A 15,245-nucleotide genomic window follows, 5' to 3' on the forward strand; every position below is an offset into this window, starting at 1 on the left:
ATGGAAAGTCGGCACGTAGGGCAAGCTTACCAAAAAGAGACAAGTGTTGACCTTCTGGTGCTGGACGATGTGAATCTGAGCATTCAAGAGAATGAAATTGTCGGACTTCTTGGTCGTTCTGGGTCTGGTAAATCAACGTTACTGCGTATTTTGGCAGGACTTATAAAGCCGACGTCGGGGCAGGTTTTATGGAAGGGCAAACCTTTCACTGGGCCTCTGTCCGATGTCGCTATGGTATTTCAGTCTTTCGCACTATTTCCGTGGATGACCGTTGCCGAAAATGTTGGGTTGGGTCTGGAGGCAGGCACTCTACGCGGAGTGGAACTAGAGCAGCGTATTGAAGAAACCATAGAGCTTATGGGTTTGGGGGGGTACGAAAACGCATGGCCTAAGGAGTTGTCGAATGGCATGCAGCAGCGCGTAGGCTTGGCAAGAGCGTTGGCCATAAAGCCGTCATTGTTGCTCATGGATGAGCCCTTTTCCGCTCTAGATGTCCTGACAGCAGAAAACCTACGAACGGACCTTATTGAACTTTGGAGCGACAAGCGGTTACCAATCCAGTCCATTTTATTGGTAACGCATAATATTGAAGAAGCGGTTTTGATGTGCGACCGCATTGTTATTTTTTCATCCAATCCTGGTCGTGTCGCTCACGTGTTGGAAGTTCCTTTTATACACCCCAGAAACCGTGAAAATCTTGAATTCCGACAGTTGGTTGATCATATTTATGCGTTGATGACGCAGCGTGCGCCCATAGTGTCGGAAGCTGAGTTAGCTCTCTCTCCAAAAAACTCTGTTTCTTCCCCAAGTGGATTGGTCTCCCTCCCCCCAGTCTCAATAACCATGATGATTGGTATGATGGAAGCACTGGCTGCTTCACCGTTAAATGGCAGAGCCGACTTGCCAATGCTTGCAGAAAAATTACAACTTGAGTTGGATGACCTGTTCCCGCTTGGCGAATCTCTAGAGTTGCTAGGCTTGGCTGAACTGGAAGATGGCGATATTTTTCTGACACATGAGGGCCTTCACTTCGTTTTAAGTGACTTGGAGGAACGGAAGGCTATTATGGGTCATGCCCTGATACATAATGTACCGTTGGTTAAAATGATTCAGGGCGTTTTGGACGAAAAAGCCAATCACAGTGCCTCTGCTTCCCGATTTAGAAAAAATCTGGAAGTCTGCATGTCGCCCGATTATGCCAAGCAGACTTTGCAAACCGTAATTGGCTGGGCACGCTTTGCAGAGTTATTCGATTTTGATGAAGAGACTAGTCGTTTTTATCTGGAGGATGAGGATGATATCTAAATATCATCATTGTCCTTGCGGAGGATCATTGGTAACGGCTGAAAAACGCTTTACGCATTTTGGATACTTTAGGCGCAATAACGGCAGAGCAATAACCTGTTAGAGGGTGCTTGCTATAATAATCATGGTGTAGTTCTTCAGCAGGCCAAAAGTGGTCTAGCAACGTAATTTCGGTTACGAGCTTTTGGTCCCAGATGTGACTGTTTTCTATCTCGTCTCGTACGCTTTGCGCAGTTTTCTTTTGCTGATCATCACTATAAAAAATGACGGATCTGTATTGCGTTCCACAGTCATTCCCTTGCCGGTTAAGCGTTGTGGGATCATGCAATGTAAAAAAAATACGCAATAAATCATCGTAACTCATAATGGCAGGGTCAAAGGTAACCCGTACCACTTCGGCGTGGCCGGTTGTCCCCGTACACACCTGCTCATAGGTTGGTTCCGGCGTATGCCCCCCTGCGTAGCCTGGGGTCACTGCTAAAATGCCCTTCATGCCATTCAATACAGCTTCCACACACCAGAAGCAGCCCCCGCCAAAAACAGCTTGTTCAGACATCTGTTACGCCCTCTTTGTTCTGTGTGAATATCTTGTTGTGATGTGAGCACACATCACAACAAGAACAAGGGGAAAAATTTTAGGAAATGCGCAATAGGGCTGCCTTCAAGCGGATGCTCTCTCCTTGTTGAGCAACAAGGCGCTCTCTCATTTCCTGCACAATTTCAGGTTTCGCCCTGGCAACGAAGTTTTCGTTGGCCAATTTCTTTTCTGTCTTGCCAATTTCGTCTTCTGCTTTCGTAAGCTCTTTCTGCAAACGATCACGTTCGGCCGTAATATCGATAAGACCCTCTAACGGAATGATCAGGGTTGCTTCATCCAGCACGGCTTGAGCGCATCCCTTTGGTAGATCCCCTTCCAGCGCAGCAACCTGAGAAACACGTGCCATGCGACCAATGGCCTCTTGCCACCGCTCTGCTCGCGCAACAGTTTCTGGAAGAGCATCCTTCAAAAACACGGGTGCTTTTTGTGAAGGGGGTACATTCATTTCTGAGCGCACAGTGCGCACTTCCGAGATCAGGCGGATCATCTGGTCGCATTCTGACAAGGCCGCTTCAGCATTTTGCAACTGAACAGGTGTTGGCCAAGATTCAGAAATAAGCGTTCCTTCTGCACCGAAACCAAAGGCATGCCAGAGATCGTCCGTAACAAACGGCATGACAGGCTGCAGGAGCCGCAAAATCTGTCCTAAGACATAAGCGGCTACGTTACGGATCTCGTTCGCTTCATTCTGGTTCTCAGACGCGAAAACAGGCTTTGCGAGTTCTAGGAACCAGTCACAAAAACGGTTCCATACGAAACGGTAGCATGTAAGAGCATAGTCGTCGAAGCGATAGACTTCTAAAGCCTTGGTTGCATCGGCAATTGCCTGAGAAGTTTCCGTAATGATCCATTTTCCGAGAGCGGACTGGACAGTGTGCGGATCAAAATCGGCAGAAGCTTTAACGGCATTCATTTCGCAGAAACGGGCCGCGTTCCACAGCTTTGTTACGAAAGCGCGGTAATCTTCAACTTTTTTACGGCCTAGCTTTACATCTCGCCCGATGCCCGTAAGTGAGCAAATGGTAAAGCGCATCGCGTCAGCGCCGTAATCGTCAATAAGCTCGAGAGGGTCGATCCCGTTGCCTTTGCTTTTTGACATTTTCTGGCCACGTTCATCACGCACCAGGCCATGAATAAAGACATCTTTAAAAGGCACATCCCCCATGAAGTGCTGGCCCATCATAATCATTCTGGCAACCCAGAAGAAAATAATATCAAAGCCGGTGACAAGCACATCGGTAGGGTAATATCGTGACAACTCAGGTGTTTTATCAGGCCAGCCCAATGTGGAGAATGGCCACAAACCGGAAGAGAACCACGTATCCAAGACATCTTCGTCCTGAATCAGCGGTGTTGAACTACCGTAATGCTTCGTTGCCTGCTCCTGAGCGTCTTCTTCGTTATGGGCGACAAAGACTTCACCGTCTGGCCCGTACCATGCCGGGATCCGGTGCCCCCACCAGAGCTGACGGGAAATGCACCAAGGCTGAATATCTCGCATCCACGCGAAAAACGTATTTTCCCACTGTTTGGGAATAAAATTGATCTTGCCGCTTGTCACAGCTTCCACGGCTGGAACAGCAAGCTTACCTGCATCACAATACCATTGCGTTGTAAGGCGTGGCTCTACAACAGCACCCCCACGTTCTGCATGCGGCACCTGATGGCGGTGAGGTTCAATTTTTTCCAGCCAGCCAAGTGTTTCAAGCTCGGCAACAATTGCTTTGCGTGCGTCTTCGCGTGACTGACCGATCAGAGATCGGACAAAAGCAGTGTCGGCCAAGCCATTTATGGTGTGAAGTTCAGCGTCAATATCGTCCAAAACAATGCGCGCTTCTTCATCCAGAACGGAGAGCATGGCAAGGCTATGGCGGCGGCCAACTTCAAAATCGTTGAAGTCGTGTGCAGGGGTAATTTTAACAGCGCCAGTCCCTTTTTCAGGGTCTGAGTAGTGGTCGGCTATAATAGGAATAAGGCGGCCAGTCAGCGGGAGGCGTACATTTTTACCAACAAGGTCCCCGTAACGGGCATCTTCCGGATGGACTGCAACAGCCACATCGCCCAGCATTGTTTCTGGTCTGGTGGTCGCAACTGTAATGGTTGTGTCAGGCTTACCGTCTACCGGGTAGCGGATATACCAAAGGTTGCCAGCGACATCCTTACTTTCGACTTCAAGATCCGAAATGGCAGAGCGGAATGTGGGGTCCCAGTTTACCAGGCGGCGATCGCGGTAGATCAAACCCTCTTTGTACAGTGTTACAAAGACTTCCTTGACGGCCTTGGACAATCCTTCGTCCATCGTAAAACGTTCACGGGGCCAGTCCAGCGATGCACCAAGCCGGCGGAGCTGGCGCGTAATGCCGCCGCCGGACTCTTCCTTCCATTTCCATGTACGCTTTATGAATTCATCGCGGCCAAGCTGCTGGCGGGTTGTATTTTCAGCTGCAAGGGAGCGCTCTACAACCATTTGCGTTGCAATGCCGGCGTGATCTGTTCCTGGTTGCCACAAGGTATCGTAGCCCTGCATCCGTTTCCAACGGACAAGAGTATCCTGTAACGTCATGGTCAAGGCATGCCCCATATGGAGCGTGCCAGTGACATTGGGTGGTGGGATCATGATGGTGAAAGGTTTTTTGCCGCAGTCAGGCTGGGCGGAAAAGGCCTGACGGCTTTCCCACAAACTGTAGAGGCGTTTTTCTGTTTCAGCGGGCTCAAAAGTCTTATTCAGCATCATATCCAACCAGAAAACATAAAAAAGGCGGAAGGTATTGCCACCCCCGCCCTAGCAAAGAATATCTTTGCCAAACACTATGAAACGTACCCCAACTTGCCTCTATGGAAAGACTAATTGGGGTGAGCGCTACTTTTAGATTCCACGCTGTGTCAGGCGTTCCACCTCTTCACGCACAGCAGCCTGTACGATTGTTGGCAAATTGGCATTAAGCCATTTTTTCAGGAATGCACGCACTTCCTGGCGGACGATATCTTCAACGGTCAGAGACCCTTCATTGGTAACAGCCACTTTTCTCTCCTCATAGTCTTTCAGGTATTTTTCCTGAAGGGTTTTCTGCAGCACGGCAAATGAACTGCTCGTATCGGAAATTGCTTCTTCACTCAGCGGGATAGGCAAGGAATCGGACATGGGTTTTGCCTTCTTGGTCAAGTCTGTTTGTTTAGCATGAACCATAGAAAAAGTTGGTTCGGTTTCGTCATCTTGGTCACTTGAAGGCACAGAAGCAGAATTTTGATGCGCAACAGCAGCGCTATGGCCCAATGTTTCTGCAGGGCTGCCTTGTTGCTGATTTATTGAGCCTAAACTGTTGTCGTGTCCAGATGTCTGTTCATCTGGAGTATCGGGTGTAGGCGGTTGTGGCTGCTGAGCAACTTCTTCCTGCATGTCCGGAGACAAAACCAGCATATCGTCTTCATCGTCATCATGGCCCAGGCCATTAGCCCCATCAGCGGCGCGTTCCTGCTGTAAGGTATCGCGAATGGATGCCAAGACATTTTCTATAGACTGATGTTCTTCTTTAGAATGAGGGTCTGAACTCATGAGACAATATTCCGGACAAGATAGTGGTTATCACCGACCTGGCTGATTCAGAGCATAATCATTAATGCCCCACAATCTATCTTTTACAGCCTGATAGTAAGCTTTTTCATCATATAGCGGTACACTAAGCTTAAGGTCGGAGGCTGTCAGCCGCCCAATGGCGGACGCCACGTTATAAGATGTTAAAACTAAGTTGCTTAGGCTTTGCACTAGAGCCACCTGTGCTTGCAAAAGAGTTTCCTGCTGCTGCAAAACTTCCAGCGTGGTGCTTGTGCCAACAATGGCCTGTCTTTCAACCCCATCTAAGGCGATAGTGCCGGCACGGATTGCAGCGCGATTGCTAGAGATGGCAGCCTGATAGGACACTAGCCTTTGCCAATTTGAGGCTGCACTTTGTGCTGCTGTACGTCTCTGAACATCTACCTCACGATGAGCTTCCTGCTGTTGCTGTTTTGCTTGTCGGACGGCAGAATATTCTGAACCACCTTGGTAAACGGGCATTTGAAAATTCAGAATCGCATACTTATTTTCATTAACCTGATGGTTGAGGCCCTGATTTAAATTTCGCTGATAGGATGCTTCAGCCGAAATTTTCGGCATGATCGCCGCCATAGCTACCGCAACACTATCTTTTCTGGACGCTTCAGTAAAAAGCGCGCTTATAACATCAGGATTATTGCGCACAGCGAGACTAACAGCAGATTGAGAAGAATTAACTGGCAAAACCAAGGGCTGTGGCGGAACCAGATTAGGAGGGGGTGCCATTCCTACAATCTGCATGTAAGTTGCTTGAGCTGTTTGCAGCGTGCCTTCGGACTGCTGCCTAGTCGCTTTGGCTGTTGCATAAGCAGATTCAGCCTGAGCAACGTCTGTCCGGGTAATTTCCCCGACTTTAAAGCGCTCGTTGGTTGCGCGAAGCTGCTGTTGCAAAACGCGCTCGTTATTGATGTTCAACTGGAGAAGCTGCTCATCTTGGATGACGCCAACATAAGCGTTTACAACATCCATAAAGACTTTTTGCTCAGAGGATATTAAATGAGCGCGCGCCGCCATAACCTGATTAACGGCTTGGTGTGTGGCGGCGGTTGTTTTGCCGCCAGAGTAAAGAGGTTGGGTTATCGTAACCCCGGCTTGATAGCCTGGTGTATCGTAGCGGCGGTTGTAGGCACCAGAGTCGCCTCCACCCTGATAATCACTTATACCTTTATAATAAGACAAGCCGACTGTGCCTGTTACTGTAGGCCGCCATCCGGCCAGTGCTGTCGGGACCTGTTCATCGGCCGCGCGGAGCGTGGCGCGAGCCTCCTGCAATGTTGGGTTGGTCAGATAAGCAGAGGCAAGAGCCTCTTGGAGGGTATGAGGCACAAAGGCAGGAGACCCGCTCCCGTCATATTTCTGGGCCCACGCAGTAGTGCTGCACAAGGCAGCGGCCAAGCCCACCCCATAAATATGTTTCATACCATACCCCCTGCCGCAATTTGGCACTTTATACATCATCAATTCATGGCATGAAAAGACTAGAAATTCTAGTTTTAACCAATAAAAAATACAGCAATAGAATTCCAAGAGCATACAATAAAGTTAAGATGTTTTATTGAATTTTTATGCGTTTTATTTCTTAACGATTTTGTTTCGAGGGGTGGAGGGATTTGTAGGTGTCTCGCCTCACCTTAGAACCTGCAAGAATATGATTTTTTAGAAGCGACACGGGTGTGCGCCCCTTGACCGGATGTTTAAATCAAGGCATAAAGCGCTCACGTCATCGGTCCGGTGGCAGAATGGTGATGTAGCGGACTGCAAATCCGCGTACGTGGGTTCGATTCCCGCCCGGACCTCCATTTCTCTATGCAGAGGAATGCCCCCGATTGACATATCCCGCTAAAAACTGCGCTTTAGAGCATATTCGCTATGTCGTCTTGTGCCGTGGAGAGTCGGGTTATGCATTGTAATTTGGGGGTATATCTGGGGGTATGCCCTAGACCATGGGGGTATCGATGCTGACAGACGCAGAAATCCGCCGATCCAAACCAAAAGATAAGCCGTACAAACTCTCAGACGCAGAAGGCTTGTACCTTTATATACAGCCTAATGGTAGCCGTCTTTGGCGCATGAAGTACCGCTTGGGGGGTAGAGAAAAAACCCTCTCATTCGGGAAATACCCCCTCGTCTCCCTTGCCGGAGCACGCTCAGCAAGATCAGCAGCCAAGGAAGAACTCCAAAAGGGCCGCGACCCAGCGCTTACAAGAAAGCAGCATCAGGCCGAGGCTGCCTGCACTGATAATCACCTGAAATCGGTGGGCGAGCGATGGCTCGCAATGAACAAGGACAAGTGGAGCGCTGGCCACTTAGACCAAGTTACCCGCAGTTTGGAACGGTTTGTCTGGCCTTCCCTCGGGTCAATACCCGTTACAGAGATAACCCCGCCCATGGTTCTTGGTGCTATGGAAGCCGTAGAGCGGTCCAGCGGGGCGGATATCGCGGGGCGCGTCCGCCAGCGGGTGTCCTCAATTTTTACATACGGAATCGCACGCGGGCTTACTCAGCAAGATCCAGCCGCAGTTGTGAAGGGTGCCCTGCCCTCACCCATTAAAAATAGAATGCCCGCCATAACTGACCTCGCCGAGTTGCGGGCAGCGCTGGGCATTATAGAAAGTATGCCAGCCCATCCCACGACACTTCTTGCGATTCGGTTTCTGGCGCTGACAGCCGTTCGCCCAGGTGAAGTGAATGCGATGCCGTGGGTTGAGGTTGAGGGTGACATCTGGTCAATCCCAGCCGAGCGCATGAAAATGAAACGTGGTCATGTTGTTCCCTTGTCACGTCAGGCGCTTGATGTGCTTGAGGCCGCGAAGACGCTCACCGGGAAAGGCCCAATGGTTTTCCCTAATGCACGATGGGCTCACAAGCCAATGTCGGAAAACGCTATGAGTTTCCTGCTCAAGCGGGCTGGGTTTTTCGGGAAGCATGTACCGCACGGCTTTCGGTCTTCGTTCTCGTCGATCATGAACGAACGCCACCCAGAGTTTCGCTCTATTATAGACCAGATGCTGGCCCATGCGTCTCGGAACGATGTTGAAGCGGCATATAATAGAGCGGAGCACAGAGAGCGTAGGCGTGCTTTGGCGCAAGAATGGGCCGATATACTTTTGGAAGGTTTCCCGTCTGCTTTTCAGCTACTCAATAACGCAAGAAGATAGTTGCCATCACGAGTCGCGCTGCACTAGAATCACGAGGCTACGGCGGCGTGGAAGGACACGCGTTGAATTCAATGAGAGAGAGCGGCCAAGTGTCGGCGTCATGCCCACCCAATGGCTACAATAGCCAAAGGTCTCGACGGCATCCGGTATCAAGCCCGGCCCGCAGCATAAAGCGCTGGTAGCTCAACCGGATAGAGCAACGGTCTTCTACACCGTGGGTTGAGGGTTCAAGTCCTTCTCAGCGCACCAGTTTCAAGTTCCAACTATGGGGTAAAGCCCAGCAGTTGGCGGGTGCCAGCCCCGAACCGCTCTGGGCGCAATAATCGTCCATCGGAAATGCGGGTAGTCGTCGTGTGCACGCGGCGCAGAGGTCTGGAAAACAGAGCGGTTACGCCGCAGGAGAAATCCCCCTCTAACCGTCTGGGGCTATACCGGTACGGAGACTGCGACCAGCTTTAGGGACGCAGGCAGACGATGGGAGCTCGTCACTTAAACGGGCCGCTATCCTCACCGTCCTTGTTCAAAAAGAACGCGACCCCTAAAGCCCCCATGAAAGTAAGGCCTCCCGCAAGGAAGGCCTCCACGTACCCGATCACGACGCCTGAATAGCCGCATTATCTACCGTGCATTTGGCAAACAGTGCTGCAATCTGGTCAGCGGTTGGGCCGGTTTTGCTTTTGCTCTGCTCCAGAGCGCTGGCCACGGTCTCGTAAACCTCTGGGCCATATTTCTCAGCAAGGCCTACCACGGTGGCGACTACGCCGAGAACGGCGCTAATTTCTGCTGACGTCATGGTCATTTGCTCCCGCCGATAGCTGCGCAGGCATCGGGGGTTGTTCCCGCTTTCAGGCCTGTCCAGCACGTTTCGAATGATGCGAAGGCCGCCTGTGCAGCACTTACGCTTGTCTCAGAAAGGGTATCGCCCTTCTGTGCTGATGCATTGAGGGTGGCCAGTTCGTTATACACAGACTGGCTGGCCCGCTTTGCGATGGTTTTCTGAGCATCAGTCAGATGAACGCCCGGCACTTTGCCAGCCATCACGTCCGGCATTGGGGCGGCCACGACATGATAGGCGCTTGCCGTGTCATATACGGCCTGACGCAATTTGCCCTGTTCAGTGTTCGCGCACGCAACAACACCCAGAAGGGGCAGCAGTAGGAGGAGTTTTCTCATGTCGGGGTTTCCGTTTTCTTGGGGGCAGCAGCACCGTGGGTTGTTGAAATCAACACGCCCTCGATGGCACCAATTTTGGCTTGTGAGCTGAGGTCAGAGACCCATAGAGGCAGCGTTGCTGTCAGGATGGTACCGCTGACTGCTTCGGACAGCACGCCCATTGCGTTGCCAACTAGCGCGCCCACAGTCAGGCTCAGGCCGATCAGCGTTGTGGGTTGCCGGACGTAATTCAGTATTTTTTGGCTCATGCCATTACTTTCACTGCTTGCTGGAAGAATGGCAGTGCACCCGCGACTGTTCCCTTCCCCAGCTTTGTGTTGAAATTGTCTTTCCAGAACGTGGCCTGCGCTACGGCATTCCCGTATGCGGGCAGCGATACTGGTGAGCGGTAGACATAGAGCGCGGCCATCAAGGCGGCGTAATCCAGCCGCGTGGTCAGCAGCCGTGCGTCTGGCGTTGTGCCAGCAAGTAGCCGGAGCGCCGCATTTTGCAGTTCTGGCCGGTAGCGGATGAAGTTACGCCACATGTCGTCATGTGTGGCCGGTTCCATCTGCCAAGGGCCACGCGCAGGCCCGCCGCCAATCTGCCGTAAAAACCGGTACTGGGTCTCTTTGTTGCCAATACCCAAAACAAGCTGGGCGCGGGCTGGCGTGTTGAGCGACGCAGGCAGAAATGCAAGTGCGGGATCAATCCATTCGCGCAGGACATCGCCTAGGTCCATGCCGCCGCTCATTGATGCATCCAGAAGTGTGAGACGATGCTGGCAACACCGGCTGACGTTGCAGTGACAATCGCCCAGCCTGCCCAGCCGCGCACACTACCAAGCCTTGAAACCTGATTACTGATAGTATCAATTTTCTCAGAAAGCAGACGAAAGCCGCCTTGGAAAGCCCGTTCCTGTGTCTCCGCGCGAGAACGGTTCTCACCGTTATATTCGGCCATTTTCTGTTCAAGCCGCACCTGCCCCTGCTCAAGAGCAGCCTGCCCGTTTTCGAGCGCAGAAATCCGCCGCTCGTGATCGTCTGCGCGATCCATGTAGCTGATTGGTTCTGGCATCAGTTCTGCACCGCAGAGCCATCTGCAAGGGATTTCCACGTATTACTGGAGCATCTCGCAACAACGCCGGTGCCCTTCCCCACCCCCTGCGTAGGAGTTCGCGCATCTGCCACAAACGCCAACTGGCCGTCCGTACAGGCGGCTGGCAAGGTTGCGACTGTCACAACCTGAGAAACTGTCAGTACGACAATGGGATTTGAAGGAACGCCAGCGCGCTTTCCATACGTATATGGCTCAACAGGCGCAGCGGCCTGTGTCTGTGCAAGTGCGGGCGTAACAATGAAAATGGAAGCGGCAAGCAAAAGCAATCGCATGAGAGCAACATTCGGAAGATCGAATTGTGCCGCCAGCGCGAAGCCTGCCGTGCTGTGATTCTAGTACAGGCTGGGGTACGTGGGCAAGTTATAAAAAAGCATCACCAGTTGGTATGCAGGTAAACTGCTATCCAGACGCTTGTGAGCGCCAAGATAACTACGGAGACCACATTGACCAGACGGGTGATAGCCTTGATTGCAGAACTGCCGTCAGGAGCTGATGTTTCTAGGCGAAGAAAGAGCATGGTAACCTCCGCCTCAACGGTACCATTACTTGCTTCATTTTGTACAGATTCACGGCGCATCAAGCTTACCAACGGTATTGCATTGTGCCGCCTAGACTCGTTTAAAGTCGCGCCGTAATCTGATGTTATGCGATTAAAGGGTGTGAGGCAATCGGCCTTCGGAGCCGGGTCACTACCTAGTCGGGCATCCCTTCTCGGCCTGTGTGCGGCGGATTGCTTCTGACTTGCCCATTTCATGTTCGATCATTGAGCGCTTGCGGGCGCTGATGCGCTTTGTCTTCCACTTCGCAATTTTGTCACCGGCTGCAAGGTCATCTTGCGCCAGAGCGGCACAGGTTTCCGTTGCGTAGGCGCTGGTGGGCACTTCTTCGGCTGTAAGGGGGTGGCGCAATGCGTCTGGCCGGGTGTCGCAGCCTGTCAAAAATGAGGCTGTAGCGACGAGTAAAAATAACTTCTTCATGAAATGCTCTCCTATGATGGGGAGAGCCTAACCTTTTTCCGTGTGGTTGGGGAGTCAGAAACACATCCCCATAGAGCACCCGCCGTGGGGTGGCGGGGCGAGCAGGACCGCGTAGGCTCCGTAGAGTACGAGGCCCAGCATAATAGCGGCGCAGAGGTATAGGGCGGTTAGTTTTAGCATGGTGGGAAGGGTCAGAAGGGGATTTCTGGGTCTAGGTCTGGAGGTGTACCATCGTCGCGATACCCCGGACGAGAATTAATTGCAGCGCTTCGAATATCTTGCAGTGACTGTGGGGCATAATAGTTCATGTTCTCGTCCCACTCGTTGCCGCGCTCAGAGAAATATAATTTCCCGTTACTATCTATTGCGCCAGACTCTCCAGATTTAGTTTCAAACCATACATAGTCTCTGCCGTATTTAATATTTGTAGTGGCACTATGTGAGGCTATGACGTCTCGTGCCAACAGCCTTAAATCTCTTTCCTTTCCGAAAGACTCAGATAGTTTTTCCAAAATATCGTTTGTAGATTCTTTTTCTTCGAGTGCTGACTTTATCAGTCTTTTTGCCGCCTCTTCAGCGGATGGAAGACCAGAAATAATACTGTAACGCTCCAATCTCCAAACCATACCTGGCGGCAGTAGTTGCTCGACAAGACCCTCAGTTGCCGCTTTTTCTTGCCCTCCCTCCAGCCCGACATCGAGAAGCCGCAGCATTTCCGTATTTAGGGAGTTACCGTGCTTGTTTGCCGACATAGCGACGCGCTCATGAAGCTCTTTCGGGACGCGCAATGAGAATCGGAGTGTGGTTTCTTCTTCCATAGCTCCGGCATAGCGCCTTTTTTTCTTTTTGTCTTGACGCCATCAGTGATGCCATAGATAAGGAGGGTGTGGCATCATTTGTGATGCCGTAAAGTGGAGCCATAAAGAAACTGGACACAAAGAACGGCGTTAAAACAAGCTTAAGACTTTCAACTGAACTGCACGAATGGTTGAGAGACAGGGCAAAAAACAACGCTAGAAGCCTCAATACCGAGATATTGATCCGGTTAGAGGCGATGAAAATAAATGAAGAAACGAGAGCAGCGGGAGCAAGTTTGGCGACCGAACCCGCTGTCTCTCACGCAGATAGGAAAACTGCTATGTTGAATGATAACATACCTGCGCACGAAAGGGCAAAAATCGTTTTCGATGTGCCTGATGCCTGCTGTTACAAGGGATTATCTCTTCTATCCCAAGACAATCTTCTTAAGCTTGCGCGATCTCAAATGATTACAATGGGTATCCTGATGGATGACGTAATCAGCATGCTTGTAATAGACAATCCCCCTTCACGCGAACAAATGATCAAAATCGCGGGTAGCATGCTCGACACCATTGAAGATAACGAAACAGAGCATGAGGTGTTTTACGCAGGCAAGCCAAGAGAAAGGCTACTGAGTTTGTTCCCTTCGCTTCGTGGTGAAGGAGGTGCAGCATGAGCGAGAATAAGGGTGCCCTCGTTTATAATGAGAAGAAGATCAATTTCCTTGGCGGCAATATTTGCCTGACGGATATGTGGAAGGCCGCAGGAAAGCCGGTATCAAGTTCACCCGCAGAGTGGCAACGTTCTGTGGATGGTGAAAAATTCATCGAGTTTATCAGTGAAACTCTAAACATGGGAATTTCCCATGTTATAAATTCCAAGCCCGGAAAGGGGGGTGGCACGTGGGGGCACTGGCAAGTAGCCTTTGCTTATGCGAAGAAACTCAGTCCAGAATTCCATGCTTGGGTGAACCAAGCTGCCCGTGAAAAAATGGAAGCTATAGCTGGCACACTACAGCAAGCTCCAACAGAATTGGATTTTGTGGCAGCAACTGCCCGCGCAACTGCTTTGTTTCGGTCATTTAATTTTATTGGCAAGTTAACTGGGCTGGATAAAAATCAAGCGGCCATTTCGGCTAATCAGGCTGCACATAAACATACTGGAGTTGACCTGTTGGGGGAGATAGGGGCCATTCAGCTTCCATCTCCGTCTCAGGATAACTACCTCACACCAACCCAGATTGGTGCACCTTTGGGATTATCCGCTCGTAAGGTAAACCAGATCCTCTGGCACGACCTTTATTTGCAAGTTCACACCCCAGGTTCGTCTGGTACTAGCGACTGGAGCATGACAGAAAAAGGTCTTGCTTATGGCCGCATGTTTGATACGGCCCGCAAAGGTGGGAAAGGCTCTCAGCAGCAGCTTAAATGGAAACCGTCTGTCGTTGAGCAACTGCGCCCTTTTGCTCCAACGCCAGCGAAAGCAGCCTGATACAGGCTAGCCACCCCTCCGGGGGTGGCAACGCTGGCGTATTCGCGAGGGCAGCAAGCAGGCTTGAAGAAAAGAACGCTATAATCAACCCGATCTCCGGCCATTACCAGTCGGACCACGACCTGCTCTCAGACATGGCGGTTTTTGAAGAGTATCTGGACGAGTGCCGGAACGTGGTGAGTCGGCACAGATTGCCCAGACTATCACGCGAGCAGGCGGCTGGTCTGTTCTGCCGGATTATGGAGGCCGTACCAGTACGGGGCGTTGTTGACCGGATGCGTGAATTGTTCCTGCGCCGCTATCCGGCATGGGTAGCAAATGTGCAGCGTGGCATCACTGAGTCGAAAGCAGCCAAGCGTCAGGCGCTGGCGTGACAATACGCGGCCCTTCGGGGCTGCGTAATTGATGAGAATCCTTGGTATATGCTGCATTATTCCAATGGTTCTGAACGCACACGGCATACTGATTTTCCTTCTTAAAAACAGCGGTCCTGTGGTACGGAATTACATGCTCAAAATCTTCTCAGAACCACGTAAGCCAAAGTGTTACGCAAGCGCAGCATGGGAGCCGCTAGGGGGTGAGAAATCTCCCCCGGTTCTCAAACTGACGTTTGATATCATCAACACATCAGATGATCCGGTCGAGATAGTCGAGTTCTCGGTGAGCCACCCGACGGGCGTTGAGATTGTGGGATCCCTGCCCGACCTTGTGCGCTTTATTTATGAGTTCGGCCCCAAACCTCAGCTTGCCCACACCTACGGCGTGCATGAAGAACTGGACGGCCAGAAGTACGCAGCCCGCAACCCGACAGAACGGCAGGAAGGCGGGCGCAGGGAATATTCCTTCTACTGTGTGCCGGAAGATGATGGAGACGCCCTGTTCAGCGTTGCCCGGTTAGCCATGTTTACGCAGAATATCGTAGCTTTTGTTGTCCGGTATAAACACGCAGATGAAATGGGCCGCATCCGCAAGATGACAATAGCAACAGAAGTGCCGGACTTTATGCGGTCGCCTGCTCAAACTGTTTAAGCCCTACCCCCACAGGCCTGAGG

At 51.4% G+C, this 15,245-nt stretch carries 19 protein-coding genes, 2 tRNA genes and 1 pseudogene; 9 read left to right on the top strand and 13 right to left on the bottom strand.

Translation table 11 applies throughout. The annotated features are described in order from the left end of the window. Positions 1–1,305, top strand: coding sequence for an ABC transporter ATP-binding protein (locus ACTIDN_RS00770; protein WP_441375689.1), 1,305 nt, complete (start codon positions 1–3; stop codon positions 1,303–1,305). A 25-nt stretch (positions 1,306–1,330) separates the two neighbouring features. Here ACTIDN_RS00770 and msrA read toward each other — a convergent pair whose 3' ends face one another. From msrA to ACTIDN_RS00790, 4 genes are all read right to left on the bottom strand, one after another. Next, positions 1,331–1,861 (bottom strand): peptide-methionine (S)-S-oxide reductase MsrA, encoded by a 531-nt coding sequence (msrA, locus tag ACTIDN_RS00775; protein ID WP_441375651.1) that lies wholly within the window; start codon positions 1,859–1,861, stop codon positions 1,331–1,333. 79 nt (positions 1,862–1,940) lie between these two features. Continuing rightward, positions 1,941–4,634: a valine--tRNA ligase gene (locus ACTIDN_RS00780; protein ID WP_441375690.1), complete on the bottom strand. Its 2,694-nt coding sequence runs from the start codon at positions 4,632–4,634 to the stop codon at positions 1,941–1,943. Positions 4,635–4,769: 135 nt separating this feature from the next. Continuing rightward, positions 4,770–5,456, bottom strand: coding sequence for a DUF2497 domain-containing protein (locus tag ACTIDN_RS00785; RefSeq protein WP_441375652.1), 687 nt, complete (start codon positions 5,454–5,456; stop codon positions 4,770–4,772). A gap of 30 nt (positions 5,457–5,486) precedes the next feature. Further along, a complete protein-coding gene (locus ACTIDN_RS00790; protein WP_441375653.1) occupies positions 5,487–6,914 on the bottom strand; it encodes a TolC family outer membrane protein in 1,428 nt (475 codons plus the stop codon). 306 nt (positions 6,915–7,220) lie between these two features. Here ACTIDN_RS00790 and ACTIDN_RS00795 point away from each other — a divergent pair. The 3 genes from ACTIDN_RS00795 to ACTIDN_RS00805 all read left to right on the top strand — a co-directional run bounded on the left by ACTIDN_RS00795 (position 7,221) and on the right by ACTIDN_RS00805 (position 8,902). Beyond that, positions 7,221–7,294 (top strand) — tRNA-Cys (locus ACTIDN_RS00795). A 156-nt stretch (positions 7,295–7,450) separates the two neighbouring features. Then, the gene (locus ACTIDN_RS00800) at positions 7,451–8,653 is read left to right on the top strand and encodes a tyrosine-type recombinase/integrase (RefSeq protein ID WP_441375654.1); all 1,203 of its coding nucleotides are present in this window, start codon (positions 7,451–7,453) and stop codon (positions 8,651–8,653) included. Positions 8,654–8,825: 172 nt separating this feature from the next. Further along, positions 8,826–8,902 (top strand) — tRNA-Arg (locus ACTIDN_RS00805). A 343-nt stretch (positions 8,903–9,245) separates the two neighbouring features. Here ACTIDN_RS00805 and ACTIDN_RS00810 read toward each other — a convergent pair. The 9 genes from ACTIDN_RS00810 to ACTIDN_RS00850 all read right to left on the bottom strand — a co-directional run bounded on the left by ACTIDN_RS00810 (position 9,246) and on the right by ACTIDN_RS00850 (position 12,719). Next, complete coding sequence (locus tag ACTIDN_RS00810) at positions 9,246–9,446, bottom strand: hypothetical protein (RefSeq protein ID WP_441375655.1); 201 nt, start codon at positions 9,444–9,446, stop codon at positions 9,246–9,248. A 2-nt stretch (positions 9,447–9,448) separates the two neighbouring features. After that, positions 9,449–9,826 (bottom strand): hypothetical protein, encoded by a 378-nt coding sequence (locus tag ACTIDN_RS00815; protein ID WP_441375656.1) that lies wholly within the window; start codon positions 9,824–9,826, stop codon positions 9,449–9,451. Continuing rightward, positions 9,823–10,074, bottom strand: a complete 252-nt coding sequence (locus tag ACTIDN_RS00820; protein WP_441375657.1) for a hypothetical protein — start codon at positions 10,072–10,074, stop codon at positions 9,823–9,825. Before ACTIDN_RS00820 ends, ACTIDN_RS00815 begins: the two co-directional genes overlap by 4 nt. Next, entirely contained in the window at positions 10,071–10,559 is a 489-nt protein-coding gene (locus ACTIDN_RS00825) for a hypothetical protein (RefSeq protein WP_441375658.1), read from the bottom strand. The genes ACTIDN_RS00820 and ACTIDN_RS00825 overlap by 4 nt, the downstream gene beginning before the upstream one ends. Then, the gene (locus ACTIDN_RS00830) at positions 10,556–10,882 is read right to left on the bottom strand and encodes a hypothetical protein (RefSeq protein ID WP_441375659.1); all 327 of its coding nucleotides are present in this window, start codon (positions 10,880–10,882) and stop codon (positions 10,556–10,558) included. Before ACTIDN_RS00830 ends, ACTIDN_RS00825 begins: the two co-directional genes overlap by 4 nt. Further along, the gene (locus ACTIDN_RS00835; protein ID WP_441375660.1) at positions 10,882–11,196 is read right to left on the bottom strand and encodes a hypothetical protein; all 315 of its coding nucleotides are present in this window, start codon (positions 11,194–11,196) and stop codon (positions 10,882–10,884) included. The genes ACTIDN_RS00830 and ACTIDN_RS00835 overlap by 1 nt, the downstream gene beginning before the upstream one ends. A gap of 101 nt (positions 11,197–11,297) precedes the next feature. Beyond that, complete coding sequence (locus tag ACTIDN_RS00840) at positions 11,298–11,441, bottom strand: hypothetical protein (RefSeq protein WP_441375661.1); 144 nt, start codon at positions 11,439–11,441, stop codon at positions 11,298–11,300. 172 nt (positions 11,442–11,613) lie between these two features. After that, entirely contained in the window at positions 11,614–11,901 is a 288-nt protein-coding gene (locus ACTIDN_RS00845) for a hypothetical protein (protein WP_441375662.1), read from the bottom strand. A gap of 191 nt (positions 11,902–12,092) precedes the next feature. Then, the gene (locus ACTIDN_RS00850) at positions 12,093–12,719 is read right to left on the bottom strand and encodes a toxin-antitoxin system HicB family antitoxin (RefSeq protein ID WP_441375663.1); all 627 of its coding nucleotides are present in this window, start codon (positions 12,717–12,719) and stop codon (positions 12,093–12,095) included. Positions 12,720–12,829: 110 nt separating this feature from the next. Between ACTIDN_RS00850 and ACTIDN_RS00855 the strand changes: the two are divergent. The 5 genes and pseudogenes from ACTIDN_RS00855 to ACTIDN_RS00875 all read left to right on the top strand — a co-directional run. Then, positions 12,830–12,940 (top strand): annotated as a pseudogene (locus ACTIDN_RS00855) (Arc family DNA-binding protein); the annotation flags it as partial. Positions 12,941–12,955: 15 nt separating this feature from the next. Beyond that, a complete protein-coding gene (locus ACTIDN_RS00860; protein ID WP_441375664.1) occupies positions 12,956–13,378 on the top strand; it encodes a hypothetical protein in 423 nt (140 codons plus the stop codon). Continuing rightward, entirely contained in the window at positions 13,375–14,193 is an 819-nt protein-coding gene (locus ACTIDN_RS00865) for a KilA-N domain-containing protein (protein WP_441375665.1), read from the top strand. The genes ACTIDN_RS00860 and ACTIDN_RS00865 overlap by 4 nt, the downstream gene beginning before the upstream one ends. Positions 14,194–14,327: 134 nt before the next feature. Further along, positions 14,328–14,567, top strand: a complete 240-nt coding sequence (locus ACTIDN_RS00870) for a hypothetical protein (protein WP_441375666.1) — start codon at positions 14,328–14,330, stop codon at positions 14,565–14,567. Between the two features lie 133 nt (positions 14,568–14,700). Continuing rightward, positions 14,701–15,222: a hypothetical protein gene (locus ACTIDN_RS00875; RefSeq protein WP_441375667.1), complete on the top strand. Its 522-nt coding sequence runs from the start codon at positions 14,701–14,703 to the stop codon at positions 15,220–15,222. Positions 15,223–15,245: the final 23 nt, after the last annotated feature.

The organism is Acetobacter sp. (assembly GCF_052102375.1).
Classification (GTDB): domain Bacteria; phylum Pseudomonadota; class Alphaproteobacteria; order Acetobacterales; family Acetobacteraceae; genus Acetobacter.